Origin of the sequence: Rossellomorea sp. NPDC077527 (assembly GCF_044542955.1) — a bacterium.
GTDB lineage: Bacteria > Bacillota > Bacilli > Bacillales > Bacillaceae_B > Rossellomorea > Rossellomorea aquimaris_E.
Genome location: NZ_JBITVL010000013.1, coordinates 1 through 23,252, shown reverse-complemented (window position 1 = coordinate 23,252; position 23,252 = coordinate 1). Strand labels below are relative to the sequence as shown.

The 23,252-nt window shown below is 43.2% G+C and carries 19 protein-coding genes and 1 tRNA gene; 9 read left to right on the top strand and 11 right to left on the bottom strand.

Going from position 1 to position 23,252, the window contains the following annotated elements; all coding sequences use genetic code 11:
* Positions 1-129: 129 nt before the first annotated feature.
* Entirely contained in the window at positions 130-1,338 is a 1,209-nt protein-coding gene (nagA, locus tag ACIGG7_RS23015; protein WP_397551131.1) for an N-acetylglucosamine-6-phosphate deacetylase, read from the top strand.
* Positions 1,325-2,074: a glucosamine-6-phosphate deaminase gene (gene nagB / locus ACIGG7_RS23010; RefSeq protein WP_397551130.1), complete on the top strand. Its 750-nt coding sequence runs from the start codon at positions 1,325-1,327 to the stop codon at positions 2,072-2,074. Before nagA ends, nagB begins: the two co-directional genes overlap by 14 nt.
* A 71-nt stretch (positions 2,075-2,145) precedes the next feature.
* Here nagB and ACIGG7_RS23005 read toward each other — a convergent pair whose 3' ends face one another.
* Entirely contained in the window at positions 2,146-3,501 is a 1,356-nt protein-coding gene (locus tag ACIGG7_RS23005; RefSeq protein ID WP_397551129.1) for an arsenic transporter, read from the bottom strand.
* A 311-nt stretch (positions 3,502-3,812) separates the two neighbouring features.
* Here ACIGG7_RS23005 and ACIGG7_RS23000 point away from each other — a divergent pair.
* The 5 genes from ACIGG7_RS23000 (at position 3,813) to ACIGG7_RS22980 (ending at position 8,591) form a co-directional block, all read left to right on the top strand.
* Positions 3,813-3,885 (top strand) — tRNA-Ala (locus ACIGG7_RS23000).
* A 173-nt stretch (positions 3,886-4,058) separates the two neighbouring features.
* Positions 4,059-5,465 (top strand): vWA domain-containing protein, encoded by a 1,407-nt coding sequence (locus tag ACIGG7_RS22995; protein ID WP_397551128.1) that lies wholly within the window; start codon positions 4,059-4,061, stop codon positions 5,463-5,465.
* A gap of 164 nt (positions 5,466-5,629) precedes the next feature.
* Positions 5,630-6,829 (top strand): lactate 2-monooxygenase, encoded by a 1,200-nt coding sequence (locus tag ACIGG7_RS22990; RefSeq protein WP_397551127.1) that lies wholly within the window; start codon positions 5,630-5,632, stop codon positions 6,827-6,829.
* 163 nt (positions 6,830-6,992) lie between these two features.
* A complete protein-coding gene (locus ACIGG7_RS22985) occupies positions 6,993-7,538 on the top strand; it encodes a GNAT family N-acetyltransferase (RefSeq protein WP_397551126.1) in 546 nt (181 codons plus the stop codon).
* Positions 7,539-7,598: 60 nt separating this feature from the next.
* A complete protein-coding gene (locus tag ACIGG7_RS22980; RefSeq protein ID WP_224945366.1) occupies positions 7,599-8,591 on the top strand; it encodes a potassium channel family protein in 993 nt (330 codons plus the stop codon).
* Here ACIGG7_RS22980 and ACIGG7_RS22975 read toward each other — a convergent pair.
* From ACIGG7_RS22975 to ACIGG7_RS22965, 3 genes are all read right to left on the bottom strand, one after another.
* Complete coding sequence (locus ACIGG7_RS22975) at positions 8,584-8,991, bottom strand: YugN-like family protein (RefSeq protein WP_224945368.1); 408 nt, start codon at positions 8,989-8,991, stop codon at positions 8,584-8,586. The genes ACIGG7_RS22980 and ACIGG7_RS22975 overlap by 8 nt on opposite strands.
* Positions 8,992-9,086: 95 nt before the next feature.
* On the bottom strand, positions 9,087-10,436 hold the full coding sequence (locus ACIGG7_RS22970; RefSeq protein WP_397551125.1) for a glucose-6-phosphate isomerase: 1,350 nt from the start codon (positions 10,434-10,436) through the stop codon (positions 9,087-9,089).
* Positions 10,437-10,817: 381 nt separating this feature from the next.
* Positions 10,818-11,981 carry an iron-containing alcohol dehydrogenase gene (locus ACIGG7_RS22965; RefSeq protein WP_397551124.1) on the bottom strand — a complete coding sequence of 388 codons (1,164 nt, stop codon included), beginning with the start codon at positions 11,979-11,981 and terminating at the stop codon, positions 10,818-10,820.
* Between the two features lie 199 nt (positions 11,982-12,180).
* On the opposite strand from ACIGG7_RS22965, the gene ACIGG7_RS22960 reads away from it, so the two are divergent.
* Positions 12,181-12,414: a DUF378 domain-containing protein gene (locus ACIGG7_RS22960; RefSeq protein ID WP_224945374.1), complete on the top strand. Its 234-nt coding sequence runs from the start codon at positions 12,181-12,183 to the stop codon at positions 12,412-12,414.
* Positions 12,415-12,459: 45 nt separating this feature from the next.
* Here ACIGG7_RS22960 and ACIGG7_RS22955 read toward each other — a convergent pair whose 3' ends face one another.
* The 3 genes from ACIGG7_RS22955 to ACIGG7_RS22945 form a co-directional block, all read right to left on the bottom strand.
* On the bottom strand, positions 12,460-13,863 hold the full coding sequence (locus ACIGG7_RS22955; protein ID WP_397551123.1) for an aldehyde dehydrogenase: 1,404 nt from the start codon (positions 13,861-13,863) through the stop codon (positions 12,460-12,462).
* A gap of 210 nt (positions 13,864-14,073) precedes the next feature.
* On the bottom strand, positions 14,074-15,318 hold the full coding sequence (locus ACIGG7_RS22950) for a Glu/Leu/Phe/Val family dehydrogenase (protein ID WP_224945377.1): 1,245 nt from the start codon (positions 15,316-15,318) through the stop codon (positions 14,074-14,076).
* 152 nt (positions 15,319-15,470) lie between these two features.
* Positions 15,471-16,664, bottom strand: coding sequence for an ornithine--oxo-acid transaminase (locus tag ACIGG7_RS22945; RefSeq protein ID WP_263628286.1), 1,194 nt, complete (start codon positions 16,662-16,664; stop codon positions 15,471-15,473).
* Between the two features lie 310 nt (positions 16,665-16,974).
* On the opposite strand from ACIGG7_RS22945, the gene ACIGG7_RS22940 reads away from it, so the two are divergent.
* Positions 16,975-18,357: a sigma-54 interaction domain-containing protein gene (locus tag ACIGG7_RS22940; RefSeq protein WP_397551122.1), complete on the top strand. Its 1,383-nt coding sequence runs from the start codon at positions 16,975-16,977 to the stop codon at positions 18,355-18,357.
* Positions 18,358-18,662: 305 nt separating this feature from the next.
* On the opposite strand, the gene ACIGG7_RS22935 is transcribed toward ACIGG7_RS22940, so the two are convergent.
* The 4 genes from ACIGG7_RS22935 to ACIGG7_RS22920 form a co-directional block, all read right to left on the bottom strand.
* Positions 18,663-20,123, bottom strand: a complete 1,461-nt coding sequence (locus ACIGG7_RS22935) for a catalase (RefSeq protein ID WP_397551121.1) — start codon at positions 20,121-20,123, stop codon at positions 18,663-18,665.
* A 207-nt stretch (positions 20,124-20,330) separates the two neighbouring features.
* Positions 20,331-20,663: a DUF779 domain-containing protein gene (locus ACIGG7_RS22930; RefSeq protein ID WP_397551120.1), complete on the bottom strand. Its 333-nt coding sequence runs from the start codon at positions 20,661-20,663 to the stop codon at positions 20,331-20,333.
* A gap of 1 nt (position 20,664) precedes the next feature.
* Positions 20,665-22,185 carry an aldehyde dehydrogenase gene (gene adh, locus ACIGG7_RS22925; RefSeq protein WP_224945386.1) on the bottom strand — a complete coding sequence of 507 codons (1,521 nt, stop codon included), beginning with the start codon at positions 22,183-22,185 and terminating at the stop codon, positions 20,665-20,667.
* A 201-nt stretch (positions 22,186-22,386) separates the two neighbouring features.
* Entirely contained in the window at positions 22,387-22,950 is a 564-nt protein-coding gene (locus ACIGG7_RS22920) for an MEDS domain-containing protein (RefSeq protein ID WP_397551119.1), read from the bottom strand.
* Between the last annotated feature and the right edge of the window lie 302 nt (positions 22,951-23,252).

Sequence of the window (23,252 nt, the reverse complement as noted above, 5' to 3'; positions counted from 1 at the left end):
TTTAATTTTATTTATATGGGCTCTCTCTTGTCTCCCATTAAAATAATCACAGTCCACACCCAACTGGTATAGACATCTATACTTTATGGTGGTATTGTATAGGTGTACAGTACTCGAGGAGTGATATCAATGACCATAAATAAAGAGAAGCTGCTTATTCTAGGTGGAAACATCTATGCAGAAAATCAAGTTTATGAAAATGGTTTTATGAAAATAGAGAATGGAATCATCACCGAAATGGGAACCCGTTCCCAGCTAACCGACTCAAAATCGTATCATGTGTTGACTGTTCCCAATGGGTATAGTGTTGTCCCGGGAATGATAGATATTCATATCCATGGTGTAAACGGTGCGGACACTATGGATGCGACCAGGGAAGCCCTTGATACGATGACAGGGACACTTCCGAAAGAAGGGACCACAAGCTTTCTTGCAACGACCATGACAGAAGGATCCGATGCCATTGAAAAGGCTTTGAAGGCTACAGCAGACTATATGTTAAAGCATCAAAGAGCAGGTCATGCAGAAATACTCGGCCTTCATTTAGAAGGTCCCTTCATCAATCCGGACAAGGCAGGGGCACAGCCTCTCAGCCAAATCCGAAAGCCGTGTGTCGCTACATTCAAACACTGGCAGACTCTTGCCAAAGACCAAATAAAAGTAGTCACTCTCGCACCCGAGCTTGATCATGACTACGAATTGATCCGTTATTTAAAAGAGCATGGCATCATCTCATCTGTGGGGCATTCCAGCGCTTCCTTCGATGAGGTCGGGGAGGCAATCGATGCCGGCTTATCCCATGTGACCCATTTGTTCAATCAAATGACCGGCCTTCATCATCGTGAGCCAGGGATAGTCGGCGCCTCCTTCTTACGAAAGGAATTGATGGTGGAGTTGATTTCTGATGGCATCCACGTTCGTCCGGAAGTGATTCAGCTGGCATATAATCAGATATCAGATGAGCGGCTGATCCTCATCACGGATTCCATGAGAGCGAAATGCTTGAAGAATGGTCAGTATGATCTTGGAGGACAAACGGTGATCGTTAAGGACGGAAAGGCGTTATTGGATGAGAACACATTGGCAGGAAGTGTCTTGAAAATGAAAGATGCATTCATGAACATTCAGGATTTCACCTCAAGTGATATGACCAGTGCGATAAAAATGACCTCTGAAAATCCGGCCAAACAATTAAATGTCTTTGACCGGAAAGGAAGTCTCGCCCTCCAGAAAGATGCAGACATCGTTATATTAGACGAAAACAAAGACGTTTACACAACGCTATGTAAAGGGAAAATTGCCTATATTCGAGAGGATGATACTCATGAAACTAATTGAAGTGAAAGACTACCATGAAATGAGTCAAGTCGCCGCGGACTATCTATTATCCAACATTAAAAAATCCGATAAATTGACCCTGGGATTAGCCACAGGCGGTACACCCCAAGGGCTGTATGAAGCATTGATCCAGGACCATAAGGAAAATAATACATCCTATCAGTATGTTTCCTCCTTCAATTTGGACGAATATATCGGACTATCTGGCGATCAACCAAACAGCTACTGCCATTATATGAAGGAAAATTTATTCAATCATATCAATATAAGATCCGAAAACACCCATATTCCTTCAGGAAAAGCCGTCGATCTTGTCGGGGAATGCAAAGCGTATGATCACATGATTGAATCCTGTGGCGGAATCGATCTTCAAGTACTGGGAATTGGGAGTAATGGTCATATCGGGTTTAATGAGCCGGGTACCTCTTTTGATTCAGAGACTCATATTGTCGAACTTGCTCAATCCACTCGTGAAGCCAACGCCCGTTACTTCGATTCCACTGATGAAGTCCCGACACATGCCATTACGATGGGGATTGCAACGATCTTGAAAAGTAAAGAAATCCTCCTCCTCATCTCGGGTCAGGCTAAGCAAGAGGCATTGAAGAAATTAATGGAAGGTGAAGTCTCAGAGGACTTTCCTGCTTCTATCTTAAACCGCCATCCGAATGTGACCGTGATTGCCGATGAAGAAGCTTTGACATTGGTGGAGGATTTAAAGCAGTTGAATAAATGAAAGTGTAAGAATGCAGAATGAAGATGCAACATGAAAAGCGGTGAACAATACATTGTTTACCGCTTTTATTATTATGCAAATACCATCTGTACCCAATAAAATAAGAAGAATAATGATACGACCGTTGCTGCAGGGATGACGATTAAGGAAACGCTGAGGTAATCCTTCCATTTTACTTTGATGTTATGCTGTCTCAATATATGCATCCATATCAGCGAGGCCAGGGTTCCAATCGGTAAAAGCAAGGAACCGATGTCACTTCCGATGACATTGGCCAGATAAATAGTCTTGAGGGTTACGGGGTCCAACCCCATTTCCGTCAACGTAATCGTTCCAACCATAAGAGCGGGATGATTATTAAATAGATTCGAAAGAATGGAAACTAATCCCCCCATCATAAAGCTTGCCTGCATCAGTCCCTGGTTGACAATCGGCTCACAAAACGAAACCAGCATCTCCGTCAGACCCGCATTATGCAATCCATATATGATGACATACATGGAAAAAGCAAATATCAGTATATGCCAGGGTGTTTTTTTCAAAATATCCAATGGGTTCGTGCCTAAATGGTACCATCTCCATAACAGTAATGCGATGGATCCCAGTACGGCTACCAATTCTATTGGAATGGCAAGGAAGGAAGCGACGAAAAGGAGAACGCGCATGATGAAGACAAACAGGAGCACTTTCAACATGAATGCTGTTCGTTTTTTCTTTGTTTCCACTGAAATCGTCCCTTTCAGCGGGTGGAAATTCTTTGTGAAAAAACGTTCTTCCACATCATAGGTGGTTTGCGGCAATGTTCTCGGTAGTTTATTCTTCACTACTATGAACATCAGCACTGACATGAACACCAACCCCAATGTTGCGGGTACAAACATCATGGCGGTATGCATATAGAGGGACATGTGAACAATCTCAAGTGCAATCAAGTTCACGATATTACTTACTCCAATTGGTGCACTGGATGCGGTGGCAATGAGTGCTCCACTCAATAGATACGGGAGCATTTCATGTGGTTTTAATCGAAGGTTTTTCAGGAGCAATATCAAGATAGGGGTTGTAATAAGGATACTTCCATCGTTATTGAATAAGAGAGTCATGGTGAAACAAAGCAATTGAATGTACCAATATAAGCGATAACCTGAGTGTTTAGACAATATCACCATCCTGGCAGCTACCCAATGAAAGAACCCGAAGCTTTCTAATATGACCGCCATGACAATGGTTGCCATGATGGTAATGGATGCCCCCCCTATCTTATCAATGATATCTGCAACGTCAGTAAGGGATACCGTCCCCATAAAAAAGATGATCAACGCACCTATTGAGGCTGGCCACGCCTCATTCATCCCGCCCGGCCTCAAAAAAATCACTACCATCGTCATCACGAATACAAAAATCGTCATTCCGATCGTGAAAGACATATTTATCCTCCTTTCTAAAAAGATGACATACACAGTTTCCTCTGCATGTCCTATTCCCTATATGTATATTCACCCTTAAACAGATGGACTGGTTTATCACCTAAATCTAGTAAAATGTATGTTTGTCACTCTAGTTTATTTGTCAGTCCGTGACAGGAGCGGACGAAATCTATCATTGCCTCACCTTTTACCCTTCAGGGAAGAATCCGACTTGGTTAGGTGAAAGAATTTCTAACGAAAACAAATAATATTTCAAAAAAACATTGACGAATAGCATGAATTTTCCTTATAATAAATCTTGACCGATTCACGGGGCATTAGCTCAGCTGGGAGAGCGTTTGGCTGGCAGCCAAAAGGTCAGCGGTTCGATCCCGCTATGCTCCATACCGTAAAAAGGCGTCCTTATTATTTATAAGGACGCTTTTTTTATTGGGTACGAAAAACAGGACGTTCACCAACGGTCACTTAAACAAATGATTGGTTTATGGGCACGAACCAACGGGTAGTAAACAAAAGTAAATTTATGGATAAAAATACAAACGAAAAAGGAGCATGAAATGAAAAGCCTTAAACCATTTTTACTATGTACATCCCTTTTCATTCTATTAACGGGATGTCAGGAAGATTCAGAACATGCCTCTTCAAAGGACAAAGAAGCCAATCATCCGGAAGAAACCACTACAGTCTCTAAAGAAGTGGATATATCAAGCATCACCCCTGAAGAGTGGATCAGCGCAGACCCTGGTGAACTCTATCAAAAATACATAAAGAAACAAAGTTGGTCCAAAAATCCCAAAGAGTATAAAGCAGCTACAGGTAGCGCCATCGACCACTATATAGATAGTGTCGACTCGAAAGAAACCGAACAGTGGAATGAAAAAGAGTGGGCACACTCCATCCTCTCCAGCCTTCAAACAGGATACCGGGACATTGCCTCTGAACTTGAAAATTATGAGGTCGTCTACGATGAACTGAAATTGCCCGATGGCCGGCTCCTGCAGGATATCGAGATGGATGAAATCACTCAGAAACAAGACAAGAAGGTCAATGTTGCCTTTTTGATTGATTCGAGCGGGAGCATGAAGGCCAAGGTGGACGGTGAAAGCAAGATGTCCCTTGCCAAGGAAAGCCTGGCTCGTCTTGCAGAGGAACTTCCGGATTCCGTGAATGTTTCCCTCATCGCGTTCGGACACAAGGGGACCGGAAGCGATGCAGACAAAGAGATGTCCTGTAAAGCCGTCGAATCATTCTACCCTCTTCAACCATATGACGGGTCCGCCTTTTCAGATTCACTGAATAAATTTGATCCAAAGGGATGGACCCCGCTGGCATCAAGTATTGAATTAGCCAACGAACAACTGTCTTCCCAAAGTGACGAAAATACGGAGAACTTCATCTACGTTGTGAGCGATGGGATCGAAACTTGCGATGGCAATCCGGTTGCGGCAGCTCAAAAAGTGAAAGAGGACAATACCAATGTCAAAATCAATATCATCGGATTTGATGTGGACACAGAAGCCGATGAACAATTGAAGAGAGTTGCAGAAACCGGAGGTGGAGAATACTCGTCCGTGAAAACGAAACAACAACTTTCCGAGATTGAAAATGTATGGAAAGAAGCGATCAATAAAAACACGTGGAGATGGTGGGCGGTCAATCGGTTCAGTGATAATGTGTGGACCACAGTCGACCATTATAATGCCTTGAGGGGGATTGTCTCCACTTATCAGTCCATGCTACAAAATGAAGACAATCGATTATCCCAAACACTCAGTCAGCTTGAAAAGGATTCACTCATTGATTCAGAGAAACGCTCTGCCATCTCTTCTCTCTTAGATGATCGTCAGGAGAAAATCAGAAACTATCTGGCGGACCTTGAATCAGAGAAACACGAAGAAGTGAAGACCGTTTCTGATGAGCTTGATAAAAAGCTGGATGCGATTGAAGAGCAGGTTGGGATATAAACGAAGGAGTCCGGTCTACGTGGTCGGTCTCTTTCTTTCGTTAATAGATTGACTATTCTGTCTATTGACGGTACGATTTTCATATAAAAGGATAGCCCCGCCGATGACATACGCTTCCTTTTTCTATTAGCACCTTTTCGGCATAATAGAAAGGAGACGAATACATGCGCCAATATGGAAACAAAGTCCAAAATGAAATCTATCAGGGGAAGGTCTGTCCCTCCATCCCCTTCCGGTTTGAAGAGCTTGAACAACGGGCACGGGAAAAACTTGCAGACGGTCCTTATTATTATGTTGCGGGAGGTGCCGGCGGCGAAGAGACGATGCGTGCCAACAGGGATAGCCTCGACCGTTGGCAGATTGTTCCTCGGATGCTGAATAATGTGGAGCAGCGTGACCTTGAAGTGACGTTATTTGGAGAAACCTACTCTTCTCCCCTTATGCTTGCCCCGATCGGAGTGCAATCCATCGTTCATTCTGAAGGGGAGTTGGCCTCTGCACGCGCGGCAGCTTCCATGAATGTCCCGTTCATTGCAAGCTCCGCCTCTACCTATTCTTTAGAAGAAATCGCTGCTGTCATGGGTGATGCCCCAAGATGGTTCCAGCTTTATTGGAGCAGCGACCCGGAGATTGCAGCCAGCATGCTTGGGAGGGCGGAAGCGTCCGGATATTCTGCAATCGTCGTAACCTTGGACGCCCCTATGATGGCCTGGCGGGAATCAGATCTTGAAAACACGTATCTTCCTTTCTTATCCGGGGAAGGAGTCGGTAATTACGTAAGCGATCCTGTTTTTCGCTCAAGGTTAAAACATCCACCCGAATCCGATCCGAAGGCAGCCGCCCTCCTTTGGGCCAAAGTGTTCGGAAATGCCCGTCTGACCTGGGCTGATTTAAGCTTTTTGAGAGAACACACAACCCTTCCGATCCTCCTTAAAGGCATTTTACATCCTGAAGACGCAAAACTCGCCGTCGATCATGGAATCGATGGAATCATTGTGTCCAATCATGGCGGAAGACAGGTGGACGGAGCAATTGGTGCCTTGGACTCGTTGCCGCTTATTTCTAACGCTGTGAACGGAAAGATACCTGTATTATTCGACAGTGGAATCCGGCGGGGAGCCGATGTCGTGAAAGCATTGGCCCTTGGAGCAAGTTCGGTTCTGTTAGGAAGACCTTATATGTACGGACTGACCCTGGCCGGTGAGGAAGGAGTCAAGGAAGTGATCCGGAATGTCATGGCAGATCTTGATCTTACCCTCGCCCTATCTGGTCAATCATCCATCTCTGGATTGGATCCTTCACTTCTCATTCATGTGGATGATCTTCAAAGAAAGATAGACCGTAAACACAATTTGCAGGTATAAAGATTTTTCCACCTCTGTCTGATAGACAGGGGCTTTTTTATGTCTAGTTCAGCGATTTTAAGATTTAGGTAGGCTCATAAACGATGTCAGGGATACCATGAAACTTTCTTGTTCCCCTGTAGATATTCCATGGTATACTTTCCTTTACAAGGAGTTGATATATTTGGAAAAATATCCATTATTTGAAACAGAAAGATTGGTACTGAGACAAATCACCATGGAAAATGTCGATTTTCTTTATGAACTCTATACTTCCGACGACGTTCTGAAGTACTTCGGGATGAGCCCGATTCAATCCAAAGACGTTGCCGTCAGCATGGTGGAGAATTATGAAAAACAGTTGGATTTAGGCGGACCGATGCGCTTTGCCATTGTGGAGAAAAAAACAGAAAAGATGATCGGGACATGCGGGTTTCACGGTATTTCCAAGGCTTATAAGCGGTGCGAGATAGGCTACGATCTGATCCCTGATCAGTGGGGAAAAGGAATCATGGGTGAGGCACTCTCTCCTTTACTTAACTATCTGTTTATGGATAAAGAAATGAACCGCATCGGAGCGGTGATCGTCCCTTATAATAAGGCGTCTTCGCGAGTGGTGGAAAAGCTTGGTTTCAAGCAGGAAGGCTTGTTGAGGGACTATATTCTTCAAGGTGACCATGCGTATGATGCGTATATGTACAGTTTATTAAAGAAAGAATGGCTGGAGTAGTTATGAGACGAACCTGAAAAGGAAATAATGGTCAGTGCAGATGAAAAAGGAGCTGGTAGAATGGTACAGCAATTGTTTCACGGGTTCTTGCGCTGGCCCTTAGTTATTCGGATATTCATGATCGCCATAACGCTGATGCTTTCATTTGGTACCATCATTCATTTCATAGAGCCTGACACCTTTCCCTCATTATTCGACGGCATCTGGTGGGCGATCATTACGACATCCACAGTAGGATATGGCGATTTTGTTCCATTAACATTAGAAGGAAGACTTCTCGGAATTGTACTTATCCTGGTTGGTGCAGGCTTTCTTTCCACCTATTTTGTCACTCTGGCAGCGGAAACCGTCATGACACAAAATGCCTACCTGGAAGGAAAGGCCACGTTCAAAGGAAAAGAACATGTCGTGATTGTAGGCTGGAATGAGCGTGCACGGGAAGTGATCAATCAGCTTACCTCCCTTCAGTCAGGTTGTGATATCATTTTGGTCGATGAAACCCTCCAGAAGAACCCTTATAACAATCATCATATTCACTTTGTAAAGGGAACCCCTTTCAAGGATGCGATCCTGAAGAAAGTCAATTTGCAGGAAGCATCGATAGCCGTTATTACAGCCGATCAAAATAAAGATGAAATCACGTCGGATATGAATTCCGTCTTGACGCTTCTTGCCATTAAAGGGAACCACCCGGAATTGTATACAGTGGTCGAGATTCTTCAGAAAGATCAGGTCGCGAATGCGAAGCGGGCAGGGGCCGATGAAGTCATTCAGACGAATATGCAGACAAGCTATGTAATGATGAACAGCATCATTTCTCAAGGTATGTCTAAAACGATCTTAAAGCTGTTGAATCACCTCAAAGGAAATAATCTGAAGCTGGTCCCTGTTGCAGAAGAGTACATCAATGAAAATTTCCATTCTCTTAGTGGACATCTTCTCAAGAACAATGTCATCCTTTTAGGCATAAAAAAAGGAGAAAACACAACTGTGAATCCTCCTTTAACGACAATCGTTGAACAATCAGACGAACTGCTTGTGATTTCTAACTAGAAAACAACGTATTTTCAAGTTCTTTCACAAGTTCCTTTCCTACAGAAATGTATTCTTCAGGAAAGCTCGCATCTGGATCCTGTGGTTCCGAGAATTGATTGACAGAGCCCGAGAAGCTTCCTGTTGACGCAAAATCGTCTAAACCAACCTGATACTTATGGGAGAGTAGGAACGGTTTTCCGAATTCAACCGTAGCCCCTCTTGAATCCAATTGCCCGTCAACTGAGGTAAACGGCACTCTTAAAAATTGATATCCAACCTCGTCATCAATTTTATAATCAAAATAACCGTGATCATAATCCCAATTTCCGCCGATCGAATATCCAAGCGGCTTTAATAGCTGTTCAAGCTTATACAGTTGATAATGTTTTCCTTCGATAGTCGATGAAAGCTCAATCACATGGATGCATCCCCTTTCTTTTAGGGATAGTTTCTCCTAAAGGGAAAGAAAAATGTAAAAAGAGCACCGAGTTTCCACTCGGTGCTCTTTTAATATTATTTAAGGCGTTTTTCAAGTTCAGCTTTCTTCTCTTCAAAGCCAGGTTTTCCAAGAAGGGCAAACATATTCACTTTATATGCTTCCACTCCCGGCTGATCAAATGGATTCACCCCTAGAAGATATCCGCTCATAGCACATGCTTTCTCGAAGAAGTACACGAGGTAACCGAATGTGTATGCATCCATAGCAGGAATCTCTACGATCAGGTTAGGCACTCCACCATCTGTATGGGCAAGCAATGTACCTTCGAACGCTTTATTGTTCACGAAATCCACTGTTTCACCTGCCAAATAGTTCAAGCCATCCAGGTCACTTTCTGCTTTCTCGATTTTAAGCTCATGACGGGGCTCTGACACCTTGATGACCGTTTCGAAAATATCACGACGGCCTTCCTGTACATATTGACCAAGAGAATGAAGATCCGTAGAGAAGTTTGCTGAGGAAGGATAAATCCCTTTTTGGTCTTTCCCTTCACTTTCCCCGAACAGCTGCTTCCACCATTCAGCAAAGTACTGTAATCCAGGCTCATAGTTAATGAGCATTTCGATTGTTTTTCCTTTGTTGTAAAGGGCGTTACGAACCGCAGCGTATTGGTATGCAGGATTCTCAGTCAGTTCCGATTTTCCGAAATCTTCACGTGCCTGAGCAGCACCGTTCATCATCGTCTCTATTTCTACACCGCTTACGGCAATGGGAAGCAATCCTACTGCAGTCAGAACCGAATAGCGTCCTCCGATGTCATCAGGAACAACAAATGTTTCATAGCCTTCGTCCGTTGCCAATGTTTTCAGGGCACCCTTCGATTTATCCGTTGTGGCATAAATACGTTTACGGGCCTCTTCCACTCCGTACTTGTCTTCAAGCATATTGCGGAAGATACGGAATGCAAGTGCCGGCTCTGTCGTTGTACCTGATTTTGAGATGACATTAATGGAGAAGTCTTTTCCATCCAGAAGATCCATCAAGTCTCTCATATAAGTGGAGCTGATGTTTTGTCCCACGAATAACACTTGAGGAGTGGAACGCTTCTCTTTCGGAAGGGCATTGTAGAAGCTGTGGTTCAGCATTTCGATCGCTGCACGTGCTCCCAGGTAAGATCCGCCGATTCCGATTACCAACAGAATGTCGGAATCACTCTTAATTTTCTCGGCTGACTTCTGAATGCGTGAAAATTCTTCTTTGTCATAATCAACTGGCAGGTCAATCCAACCCAAGAAGTCACTCCCTGCACCTGTTTGTTCATGTAATGAATGATGAGCAACCTTAACGGCATCACTTAAGTATGTAAGTTCATGTTCTCCAAAAAACGATAACGCTTTTGAATAATCAAAACGAATGTGTGTCATAACCATCCTCCGATTAAATTATTTTCTTCTATTTCACTTTATCGAAAGCTGACCTGAGAATCAAGAAAGCTCCCTTTATGTAAGCGCGTGCATGAAAAATTTTTATTCACGACGGTTCTCACCTGCTTATATTCCCCTATTTACTGGCAAGAAAACCGCTGTTGAAGGATTCTACAATAGAAAAATGGGAATTCTGATTGCCTTACTTGAAAATCCGGCCGATTCTCCACTTTATCCAGTTAAAAAGAGAAGTATTCCAGCCAATCCACAAGATAATTAAGCCGAAATCGCTCAAAAACCAGCCATTTAACTTTATTTTCTAGAACTGAAACCCCATCAAAAAAAGGACGGACCTCAAAAGGTCCGTCCCTCCCCCATTTCTTATAGTGATGCTCTTAAGATCGCAAGAACGTCTTCTTTGTTCAATTTATTGAAGTTACCGAATTCGCCGTTTGCCATTGCTTTGTCGGCCATAAGATCTAATTGACTGTCGTCAATATCATAATCCGCTAAGCGTGATGGAGCACCGAGGCTAGACCAGAATTCACGAAGCTTCTCGATTCCTTCAAGCGCCACTTCCTCTTCTGATTTACCTGCTGAATCTACATTGAATACTCTCACTGCCAGTTGGGCAAAACGTGAAGGATTCACTTTCAGGTTATGCTTCATCCAGTTAGGGAAGATGATCGCAAGTCCACCGGCATGCGGGATGTCATATACGGCTGACACGGCATGCTCGATGTTATGACTTGCCCAGTCACCATTGTAGCCCATTTGAAGCATCCCATTAAGGGCAATTGTACCGGAGTAAAGGATTGTTTCACGTAGCTCATAGTTTTCAAGATCCTCAATCAGCTTTGGTGCCGTTTCAATAACAGTATTCAAGACCGATTCACACATACGGTCCTGAAGCGGTGTGTTTGTAGCATTATTGAAATACTGTTCAAACACGTGACTCATCATATCCACCATTCCGTAGATTGTATGATCCTTTGGTACAGTGAACGTATTTTCAGGATCCAGGATGGAGAACTGAGGGAATGTCACAGGGCTGCCCCAGCCATATTTCTCGTTTGTTTCCCAGTTTGTGATAACCGACCCGGCATTCATTTCAGAACCCGTCGCCGCAAGGGTAAGAACCGTTCCGAACGGAAGTGCTTCTTTGGCAAAAGCCTTCTTCGTCACAAGATCCCACGCATCTCCTTCATACTTTGCACCGGCAGCGATGGCTTTCGTACAATCGATGACACTTCCGCCTCCAACGGCTAAAATGAAATCGATCTTATTTTCTTTGGCCATCTCCACACCACGTCTAACTGTAGAAAGACGCGGGTTCGGTTCTACACCTGATAGCTCGAATACTTCACTGTCAATTTCGTTGAGAAGAGACATGACCTGGTCATAAAGACCATTACGTTTAATGCTTCCACCACCGTAAACGACGAGCACCTTTTTACCATATTGAGGTACCAATTCTTTCAACTGCTCTACTTGTCCTTTACCAAAAATTAATTTAGTCGGATTATAAAAAGTAAATTCATTCATTGCTTGTTACCTCCTTGTATTAATAAGGGTCCACTTGTTTCGTAACCCAAAATGTTTTCAACACATTTTCTATTATCGAATATATCATCCCCAAATTGCAAAGAACTTGCACAAGGAAATTTTACTATGGGCACATTGAATAGGAATGGACGGAAGGGGAAACTTATAAATGAGCCATTGAAAATAGGAGGAAAACAACATGAGTGGAATTCAACGTATTGCATTGGTTCTTACCATCATCGGGGCTGTCAACTGGGGACTTATCGGTTTCTTTCAATTCGATCTTGTCGCAGCGATATTCGGTGGACAAGGTGCAGCTTTATCCCGAATCGTTTACGGTTTAGTCGGAATCGCCGGCCTCATCAACCTTGGTTTGTTATTCAAACCGACGGAAGAGCTTGAAAGAGAACCACATACAGAACCAACAAGATAAAAAGCACCTCAACAAATAAAGGTGACCCATCCCGGGTCACCTTTTCTATTTCAACAACTTTTTGATGATCTGCATACCGAATCTTCCACTTGGATAACGGAAGCTCATATCGAATTTCGTCGTCTGCTTCAAAATGCTCTTATAATGGGAGAAGGTTGAAAAACTTGATTCTCCGTGATAGTTCCCGATTCCGCTTTCGCCTACCCCTCCAAAAGGAAGGTACGGTGTGACGATATGCATAAGTGTATCATTCACGCACCCTCCACCAAAGGAGATCGATCCGTTGATCCTCTCTTCAGTTATGGGATTGCTCGTGAATAGATAAAGGGCAAGGGGTTTCGGACGCTCTGTCACAAAGTCGATGACTTCTTCCAGATCGTCATACTCAATGACAGGAAAGACAGGACCGAATATCTCATCCTGCATCACCGCTACCGAGAAATCTCTTGGCTTCATTAACGTAGGTTCGATTTTCAAACCGACAGGATCCACATTCCCTCCCAAAAGGATTTCCCCATCTTCCAAATAGCTTGTTAAACGATTGTAATGCCGTTCGTTTACAATTCGTCCGAACTTATCACTCTTCAATGGTTCCGTCCCATAGAATTCGATCACGGTTTTCTTAAATTCCGTGATGAACTCATCTTTCTTGCTACTATGGATAAATAGATAGTCCGGTGCAATACAGGTCTGCCCGGCGTTCGTCACTTTCCCGAAAGCGATCCGCTTTGCGGCTAGGGGGATATCCGCCGTTTCGTCCACGATACACGGGCTTTTTCCACCCAATTCGAGGGTTACGGGGATCAACTGCTTTGCGGCTGCTTCCATGACCACTTTCCCGACCGGCACACTTCCTGTGAAAAAGATATAATCAAACGGTTGCTTCAGAAGGTTTTGTGTCGTCTCCACCCCTCCCTCAATGACAAAAAGCTGTCTTGGATCAAATTGTGTGTTGATCATTTGAGCCAGTAGTGCAGAGGTGGTTGGTGTGAGCTCCGACGGTTTAATGATCGCTGTATTTCCTGCTGCAATCGCTCCGATGACCGGGGCCAATGCAAGCTGGACCGGATAATTCCATGGTGCGATGATCAATGTGACTCCGTAGGGCTCCGGTACCGTATACGCTTTAGAACCAATATGTGTTTTCGCCGTCTTTACTTTTTTGGGTTCTGCCCACTCATCGATATGCTTCAGCACGAATCGGATTTCCTCAAGGAGGATGCCGATTTCCGTCGCATACGTCTCCATTTCCGACTTATTTAAATCTTTTTTAAGGGCATCGATGATTTCTGCTTCATGTTCCTTAATAACGGTAGAAAATTTCTCTAACAAATCTTTTCTGTATTGAATGGGGCGGGTCACCCCGGACTTGAAGTATTTCTTATGCGCTTGCAGACTGGATTCAATCGCTTCAGAAGAAGCTTCTTCTATCAATAGTTCAGTAGACATATTTCCCCTCCGAATCTTTAATGTTTAATAGTTTAAACACAAGAACATAAATATCATGCATCACAATCATTTCATTGTCAATTTCAATGATTTTACCCAAATTCAACGCTTTTTAACCATTTCTACATTCTTACATAAATTCCTTCTAAGACTAAAAAAAGAACGCATCTCATTGGAAAATGAGAATACGTTCTTTCATTCATGCGATCGTTACACCCAACCTCTAAATCTTGAGGCTTCAGCCATTTTGCGTGCGCCGACCATGTATGCGGCTAGTCGCATATTCACTCGACGATTCTGAGATGTTTCGTATACATTGTTGAAAGCTTCGACAAGTTTAGCATAAAGCTTCTCGTTTACTTCTTCTTCTGTCCAGTAATACCCCTGATTGTTCTGAACCCATTCGAAATAAGAAACCGTTACCCCTCCCGCACTCGCAAGTACATCCGGAACAAGGAGGATCCCTCTTTCAGAAAGAATTCGTGTTGCTTCGAAGGTAGTCGGACCATTCGCAGCTTCTACCACAATGGATGCTTTAATGTCATAGACATTTTCTTCCGTGATTTGGTTTGAAATCGCTGCAGGCACAAGAATGTCACACTCGAGCTCCAATAATTCTTTATTCGAAATTGTGTTTTCAAATAAAGTCGTAACAGTACCGAAGCTATCCCGACGATCTAAAAGATAATCAATATCCAAGCCTGCCGGATCATGGAGGGCTCCATGAGCATCTGAAATGGCGATTACCTTCGCACCGGCATCATGCATGAATTTCGCTAAGAAACTGCCGGCGTTTCCAAAACCTTGGATGACGACACGTGCACCTTTAATATCGATGCCACGTTTCTTTGCTGCCTGTTCAATACAGATGGTCACTCCTTGAGCTGTTGCCTTTTCACGACCTTGGGAACCACCAAGGACAATCGGTTTTCCAGTAATGAACCCTGGTGAGTCATTTTCACGAAGACGGCTGTATTCATCCATCATCCATGCCATGATTTGAGAGTTTGTGTACACATCAGGTGCCGGGATATCCTTCGTCGGACCGACAATCTGACTAATGGCACGAACGTAACCACGGCTCAGCTTCTCCAGTTCAGTGAAAGACATCGTTCTCGGGTCACAGATGATCCCGCCTTTTCCTCCACCGTATGGCAGATCCACAATACCGCATTTCAAACTCATCCACATAGATAAAGCCTTTACTTCCTCTTCATCCACTTCAGGATGGAATCGTACCCCACCCTTTGTTGGACCGACTGCGTCGTTATGCTGAGCACGGTAGCCCGTAAATACTTTGATACTGCCATCGTCCATTCTTACAGGGATCCGGACGGTCAACATACGAATCGGCTCTTTCAGAAGTTCATACATTTCTTCCGTATATCCAAGCTTCGATAAAGCATCATTAATGACATGCTGTGTAGAAGTAAACAGATTAAGGTTTTCTCCCATTGTAAACATTCGCCTCTTTATTATGTGATCTGAAACGTTGTAATTGTAACATATTACCGTATCTTAAACCATTGACTTGGGAAAGAAATAATTTTTATTTTCCTATGTGTTTTGACCCATTTCAGAAAAAAATCTTCTTACCCGAATTAGTATCAAGACAATACTTTCTTGATTCTCTCAATTGCCCAGTCCAAGTCTTCTTGTGAGATGACAAGCGGTGGAGCAAAACGAATCACTGTGTCATGTGTTTCTTTACAAAGCAGTCCTTCTTCTTTCAGTTGTTCACAGTATTTACGAGCAGGTTCACTTAGCTCAACACCAATGAATAAACCGCTGCCACGAACTTCCTTAATCATAGGATTATCTATCTCACGAAGTTTACTCATAAAGTATTCTCCCATTTGCAGGGAACGGCCGGCGAGATCTTCGTCGATCAACACATCCAGGGATGCAACTGAAACAGCACATGCCATTGGATTTCCTCCGAAAGTAGATCCGTGTGAGCCAGGGTTGAATACGCCGAGCACTTCCTCATCTGCTACAACGCATGAAATCGGGAATACTCCTCCACCCAATGCTTTTCCTAGGATGTACATATCAGGATTCACATCTTCCCACTCACACGCAAACATTTTACCGGAACGGGCTAGACCTGCCTGGATTTCGTCTGCAATGAATAGGACATTGTTTTCCTTACATAGCTCATATGCCGCTTTCATGAAGCCTTTAGGAGGAAATACAATCCCTGCTTCTCCCTGGATTGGCTCAATAAGGAAAGCTGCTGTGTTTGGAGTGATCGCTTCTTTCAACGCTTCCAGATCACCGTAAGGAATCAAGTTGATCCCTGGAAGCATCGGACCGAAGCCGCGCTTGTATTCCTCTTCTGAAGAAAGGGAAACAGCTGTCATCGTTCTTCCGTGGAAGTTACCGTTACATGCAATGATTTCTGCACTGTTTTCAGCTACACCCTTCACATCATAAGCCCAGCGTCTAGCCGTTTTGATTGCCGTTTCCACTGCCTCTGCACCGGTGTTCATTGGAAGAGCCATGTCTTTACCTGTCAGTTTACAAATCTTTTCATACCAAGGGGCCAATTGGTCATTATGGAATGCACGGGATGTTAACGTCACACGGTCTGCCTGATCCTTTAACGCCTGAATGATTTTTGGATGGCGATGTCCCTGGTTTACTGCTGAATAAGCGCTTAGCATATCCATATACTTATTTCCTTCAGGATCTTTCACCCAAACACCCTCAGCTTCTGAGATGACGATTGGTAGGGGATGATAGTTTTTCGCACCATACTTTTCTGTTTGTTCAATAATCGAATGAGTACTAACTGCCATAATAGGTTCCTCCTAACGTAGTAAAAACAATTCAATATTTATATACAAGGAGAGAGCCCCTGTATCAACAGGCTTCTCCAACTTCCACACTTAATCCGGAATGACAAGGGACATTAACAGGTATGCAAAAAATATTTGCATTTAGAAAACCCTTACACTTATAATAATGCAAAAGATAGTTGCGTTTTTCAAGAGTTTTTTTAAAATTTTCTATTATCCCATTCTTTTTGAAAATATAACCTGAAGTGACTATAGATCAGCAAATACATTTGCCATTAGAATCCAAGATTTTGAAAAGGAGAGAGACCGTATGCTGGAACTTGAAAAACGGTTGTATATGTACGAGAAAGTCGCCGAACATCTGGAATCAGGCGTTCATGTCATCGACTCGACAGGAAGGACCATCATCTACAATCGAAAGATGCGTGAAATTGAAGGGATGGAAATCGAAGACGTCCTGGATAAGAATTTGCTGGATGTTTTCCAATTCCACTCCGAGGAAGAAAGCACCCTTCTGAAGGTCCTAACTACAAAAGAACCCACTCTCAATGTGAAGCAAACATATTTCAATATGAACGGAATTGAAATCACGACAATGAATGACACCTTTCCGATTTTTCACGGTGATGTGCTGATCGGAGCCATTGAAATTGCCAGGGACATCACCAAGCTTGAAAAAGTGATGAGAGATCAAGTACATAAAAAGTCCAGCAGCTTTTTCACCTTTGACAGCATCATCGGCAAGCATCCCCGCCTACAGGTAGCTGTAGAAACCGGAAAACAGGCGACGAGGACCTCTTCCCCGGTTTTGATCTGTGGGGAGATCGGAACAGGAAAAGAATTGTTCGCTCAAAGTATTCATAATGACAGTGCCCGTGCCAACCACCCTTTTATTACGCAAAACTGTTCATCTTTGCGGGACGATATGCTTGAAGAAATGCTCTTTACCATTGAAGATGAAGTGGAATCCTCTGAAGATCACCGACCGTCTTTATTCCAGCAGGCCCAGGGCGGAACACTCCTGCTTGATGAAATCAACTCATTAACCCCTTCCCTTCAGGAGAAGCTATTAAACTTCTTTTCGAAAGGGACGGACCTTCCATTTGACGTTCGAGTGATGGCGACAGTGAACGAAGATCCAATTGATGCCATTGCAGAGGGACGCCTTTTGAAGGATCTTTATTATAGACTGAGCATCGTATCGGTCTTCATCCCTTCTCTCCGTTCGAGAAAAGAAGATATGCCGGAACTTGTGAACTATTTCATCGATCAGTTCAATCATCATTTTGCTATGAACATCAAAGGGATTTCCGATGAAGTGTGGGAGATATTCCAACAGTATGACTGGCCGGGAAATGTCCGTGAGCTTGAGCACGTCATCGAGGGGGCATTTAATCTGGTGGGATTCGAAGAAGAAATCGGATTCAACCACCTTCCATTCGGTTTCAGGCAGAGAATCCATCATGCAGCAATCGGTCATCAAAACCAGGATGAATCGGAGTTTCTCTATCAATCAGGAACAGAAATCAAGCCATTGGAGCTTTTCATGGAAGAAGCTGAAACCTATTATATCCAGAAAGCACTGAAGTACCACGAGTTCAATATCACCAAAACAGCGAAATCACTCGGGATGAGCAGGCAGAATCTGCAGTACCGGATCCGGAAGTATGGGATTGAGCGGAGTTCATTTTGATGGGTTTTGGGGGCCACTTTCTTTTTTTGGGGAAGTGGTTTTTTGTTATGGTATAGGGGATTTTCGAATGGAGTCCGGTGATTTTGTCGATTTATGTAGAATGGTCGATATCCTGAAATTACGGTTGATAAATTGAAAATACGGTCGATAAATTCAGATTTAGGGTTAATAAATTTCCTAAACGGTAGATAAGTCAACATAACGGTTCATATATAAAAACCTCTCCCATTTACTCCTCTATCCTTTCCAAAAAAAGAGCACCAGTCCTCATTAAGAGTCTGGTACCCTTCCATTCCATTTTCATTTTATGACATATGCTGCAAATAAGGAGACAAATCCATACCAATTCGATCCGCCAGCCTCTTTCCAAGTTCTTCATCTGCCCGAAAGAAATTGCATATGGCTCTAAGGGCGATTCTTTCGTCAATGGTGGATAACTCTGCAGAAATATTTTTCACCACCTGTTCTTTCACTTCATCAGGATAACTTCGGTAGATGCTTCCCGCTTGACCGAAGTCATCTGTTTTACGGATCTTCTGCCTCCCTCTTTCACCAGTCATCGGCTGCTGCACCTCTATATAGCCAGCAACCTCTTTCGGCGTATCATCAAAGCTGTTTGGCTCATAGTTCACAGACCCCTTCTGCTGCTTGATTGGCATATGCCCGTCCCTCTGATTATTTGCTACCTGAGCGAATGGACAGTTGATAGGGAGCTGAAGGTAATTGGCTCCGATTCGATAACGTTGTGTGTCTGAATAGGAGAAAAGTCTTCCTTGTAATAATTTATCTTCTGACGGCAACATTCCATTCACCAGCACTCCGGGATTGAAACCGACTGATTCTGTTTCCGCGAAGACATTCTCAGGATTTCGATTCAACATCATCGTTCCGACAATTTGTGGTGGAATGTCATCTTCCGGCCAATCCTTTGTTGCATCCAGGGGATCGAAATCATATTCATCCATTTCCATTGGATCGAGTACCTGCACATAAAGATCCCATTCAGGAAAATCCCCATTCTCGATTGATTCATATAAATCACGACTTGCATGATTAAAGTCCTTCCCCTGAATTTCTCCTGCTTTTTCAGAAGATAGATTCTCAATGCCTTGTTTAGGTTTCCATCTTAATTTTACATATACGGAATTCCCCGCTTCATTTACCCATTTATAGGCATGAACACTCGATCCCCGCATTTGTCTATAGTTTGCAGGAATGCCCTCATCCGTATAGAGATGAAGCAGCATATTCGTTGATTCCGGGGTCAAGGACATGAAATCCCAGTACCTCTCAGGTTCCTGGATATTTGTTTGAGGATTGGGCTTTAAGGAATGAACCATGTCCGGAAACTTCATGGCATCCCGTATGAAGAAAACAGGAAGATTGTTTCCAACGAAATCCCAATTCCCCTCTTCCGTGTAAAATTTCACGGCAAATCCACGGGGATCCCTCAATGTTTCCGGAGAATGCTGACCATGGACAACCGTAGAGAAACGAGCAAATACAGGGGTTTCTTTACCGGCATTTTGAAAAAGGGCAGCTTTTGTATATTTCTTCATGCTGTTTTTCGTCACGAACACCCCGTGCGCTCCCGCTCCTCTTGCATGGACGACTCTTTCTGGAACCCTTTCTCTGTCGAAGTGAGCAAGCTTCTCAATTAGTTGATAATCTTCTAGCAGTGTAGGCCCTCTTTCTCCTGCTGTTATTGAGTTCTGATTATCGCCAATTGGCGCGCCTTGATTCGTTGTTAGTTGTCTATTATCCACTACAAACACTCCTCTAAATTATAATTATTATTATGTGATTACAGTTATATTCTACTCAATTGAGAATGAAAGTCAATCACAAATTATAATTATTTTAAATTAGTAATGATTAAAAATAGTAGATTCAGACAATAGAAAAGAGACAACCTATACAATAGGTTGTCTCCAAAAAAGAATTTTAGAAAAGGAAAACCATAACATCACATGTCAGGCTTTGATCAATTTAGAATCCGTGATAAAGCGCATGCCTTCCGTGGATTCCAGGGAGAACACTCCTCCCCTTCCCTCTCTTACATCCAATATGATACGGAAATGTTTCCAATACTCATACTGTTGCTCATTCATGTAAAAAGGACAGTCGGCTACAGTACCTACCAATACATCACTGTCACCGATGATCAGATCATCTTGACTTAAACACATAGGAGAACTGCCATCACAACATCCACCTGACTGATGAAACAGGAGGGCACCGTGCTTTCCCTTTAACGTTTCAATCAGCTGGAGGGCTTGTTCCGTTGCCTCTAGTCGCTGTTCCATTTTAGAAGAATCCTAACGCTTTAGGACTATAGCTGACTAGTAAATTCTTTGTTTGCTGATAGTGTGAGAGCATCATTTTATGGTTTTCACGACCGATACCTGACATTTTGTAGCCACCGAATGCTGCATGTGCCGGGTATTGATGATAACAGTTTGTCCAAACGCGACCTGCCTGAACCTCTCTTCCGAAACGGTAAGCAGTATTCATGTCACGCGTCCATACACCCGCTCCAAGTCCATACAGGGTATCGTTGGCGATTTCCAGGGCTTCTTCCTTCGTTTTGAAGGTTGTAACAGAAACAACCGGTCCGAAGATTTCTTCTTGGAAAATGCGCATTTTGTTGTTGCCTTTGAAGACTGTAGGCTTTACATAGAATCCGGATTCATGATCGCCTTCCAGTTTATTCTGCTCTCCGCCAATAAGGACTTCTGCCCCTTCTTCTTTACCGATTTCAATATAAGAAAGGATTTTATCCAATTGCTCCTGGGAAGCCTGCGCTCCGAGCATTGTATCAGTATCCAATGGGTTACCCTGCTTAATCTGTTTCACGCGTTCGATTGCACGTTCCATGAACTTATCGTAGATTGATTCCTGAATCAGTGCTCTTGATGGACATGTGCACACTTCTCCCTGGTTAAGGGCAAACATGACGAACCCTTCCACTGCTTTATCAAGGAAGTCATCATCCTGATCCATGACATCTTCAAAGAAGATATTTGGAGACTTACCACCAAGCTCCAACGTAACAGGGATGATATTCTGTGAAGCATACTGCATGATCAGTCGTCCAGTTGTCGTTTCACCCGTGAAGGCTACTTTTCCAACGCGCTTGCTTTGGGCAAGGGGTTTGCCTGCTTCTACTCCAAATCCTTGAACTACATTCAGTACGCCTTTAGGCAGAAGGTCTTCAATCAGTTCAAGAAGAACCATGATGGAAGCCGGTGTTTGTTCTGCCGGTTTCAATACAACACAGTTTCCTGCAGCAAGGGCAGGAGCGATCTTCCATACCGCCATCAGAATCGGGAAGTTCCAAGGGATGATCTGGGCTACGACCCCGATCGGCTCATGGAAATGATAAGAAACGGTATCATTGTCAATTTCACCAAGAGATCCTTCCTGCCCTCTGATGCAACCTGCGAAATAACGGAAGTGATCAACCGCGAGTGGTAAATCTGCGGCCATTGTTTCACGAACCGGCTTTCCATTATCCCACGTTTCAGCTACAGCCAGCATTTCCAGGTTTTCTTCCATGCGATCTGCAATTTTATTTAAGATGATGGATCTTTCAGTTACAGAGGTTTTCCCCCAAGCATCTTTCGCAGCATGTGCCGCATCCAATGCCTTTTCAACATCCTCTTTATTGGAGCGGGCAATTTTGGTGAAAACCTTCCCCGTTACCGGAGATACATTTTCAAAATATTCCCCACTTGCCGGCGGGACATATTCCCCACCGATATAGTTCTCATACTTGTCTTTAAATTGTACCAGTGAGCCTTCCGTGTTCGGATTATTATAAAGCATCTAAGATCCTCCTGTATTTATGTATTTTTTAACTATTTAAGCGCTTTCATTTTTATTATAAGTTATCTAGGAGGTACGGACAAGTATATTGTTCAAAAATTCTTTATTTTTCGTTAATTATCGATATATTTTTTAATAGCCCCATAAAGTTCATAAAAAAGCGATAATCCCCTTATAAGGATTATCGCTTTCAATCACTGACTATTTACTTTCACTGTAAACTTTTGATGACAGTATGTTTTCATCCGTCATCAGATGCCCATGACTTTTCTTTAAGGCCTCTCCTAAATATTCCGGCATTTTCTCATAATCATATGCACAGACCACTTTCAGTTTATGCTCATGGACTACGCGATCAGTTTCTGTTTCAAACCACTCGATGATGGAGCAGGGATCCTCTAATGTTCCCCATTCCACATTTGTCCAGGACCTGAATGATATTTGATTTTCCAAATATGGAGTGATCGTTTTCATTAATTGCTCATAGATGGCTGGCGGATGATAACTTCCACTTGATTGATAAAAGTCAAAGTTACTGATAGCGTGGACCTTCTTCAACTGACTACTGGTTAATTGTCGATTCAGATGTTTTTGTAGTACGTTCATATTCCTCTCGTTTTCAATTAAAATGACAGTTTCCCCCATTTCAATTCCTTCGAGAGTATAAATGATGGCATTTTTCAAATACTTTTCTCTATCCTCATAGGCATATAGAACATGGGTGCATTCATTGTCTGCTATAAGATCACGTATTTTCTCTTTCAAGTCTTGCCACCTCCCCATTCCAACTTCTATTAGTAGTTATTCTATACTATATTGGGAAAATCCTCTTTTATAAAAGGAATTCTAGGAATTGTAAGGAGTTTGATATAGTAAAAAGTTGTATTGTAAAGATTGTTGCTTTACCACGGACTATGAATATCAGATCCTCTGTCATTGAGTGTGTGCTAGAGGATGAGGGGAACTGCTTCGCTTTCCACGGACGTTCGGCCGAGCCTCCTCAGCAAAAACTGCACTGGACCCATAAAGTTGGACACTTATTTTCTATGCAGCTAATTCGGTGTTAA

Coding starts and splice junctions, on each gene's coding strand:
- nagA (WP_397551131.1), top strand. CDS start 130: ATGACCATAAATAAAGAGAAGCTGCTTATTCTAGGTGGAAACATCTAT.
- nagB (WP_397551130.1), top strand. CDS start 1,325: ATGAAACTAATTGAAGTGAAAGACTACCATGAAATGAGTCAAGTCGCC.
- ACIGG7_RS23005 (WP_397551129.1), bottom strand. CDS start 3,501: ATGTCTTTCACGATCGGAATGACGATTTTTGTATTCGTGATGACGATG.
- ACIGG7_RS22995 (WP_397551128.1), top strand. CDS start 4,059: ATGAAAAGCCTTAAACCATTTTTACTATGTACATCCCTTTTCATTCTA.
- ACIGG7_RS22990 (WP_397551127.1), top strand. CDS start 5,630: ATGCGCCAATATGGAAACAAAGTCCAAAATGAAATCTATCAGGGGAAG.
- ACIGG7_RS22980 (WP_224945366.1), top strand. CDS start 7,599: ATGGTACAGCAATTGTTTCACGGGTTCTTGCGCTGGCCCTTAGTTATT.
- ACIGG7_RS22970 (WP_397551125.1), bottom strand. CDS start 10,436: ATGACACACATTCGTTTTGATTATTCAAAAGCGTTATCGTTTTTTGGA.
- ACIGG7_RS22965 (WP_397551124.1), bottom strand. CDS start 11,981: ATGAATGAATTTACTTTTTATAATCCGACTAAATTAATTTTTGGTAAA.
- ACIGG7_RS22960 (WP_224945374.1), top strand. CDS start 12,181: ATGAGTGGAATTCAACGTATTGCATTGGTTCTTACCATCATCGGGGCT.
- ACIGG7_RS22955 (WP_397551123.1), bottom strand. CDS start 13,863: ATGTCTACTGAACTATTGATAGAAGAAGCTTCTTCTGAAGCGATTGAA.
- ACIGG7_RS22950 (WP_224945377.1), bottom strand. CDS start 15,318: ATGGGAGAAAACCTTAATCTGTTTACTTCTACACAGCATGTCATTAAT.
- ACIGG7_RS22945 (WP_263628286.1), bottom strand. CDS start 16,664: ATGGCAGTTAGTACTCATTCGATTATTGAACAAACAGAAAAGTATGGT.
- ACIGG7_RS22940 (WP_397551122.1), top strand. CDS start 16,975: ATGCTGGAACTTGAAAAACGGTTGTATATGTACGAGAAAGTCGCCGAA.
- ACIGG7_RS22930 (WP_397551120.1), bottom strand. CDS start 20,663: ATGGAACAGCGACTAGAGGCAACGGAACAAGCCCTCCAGCTGATTGAA.
- adh (WP_224945386.1), bottom strand. CDS start 22,185: ATGCTTTATAATAATCCGAACACGGAAGGCTCACTGGTACAATTTAAA.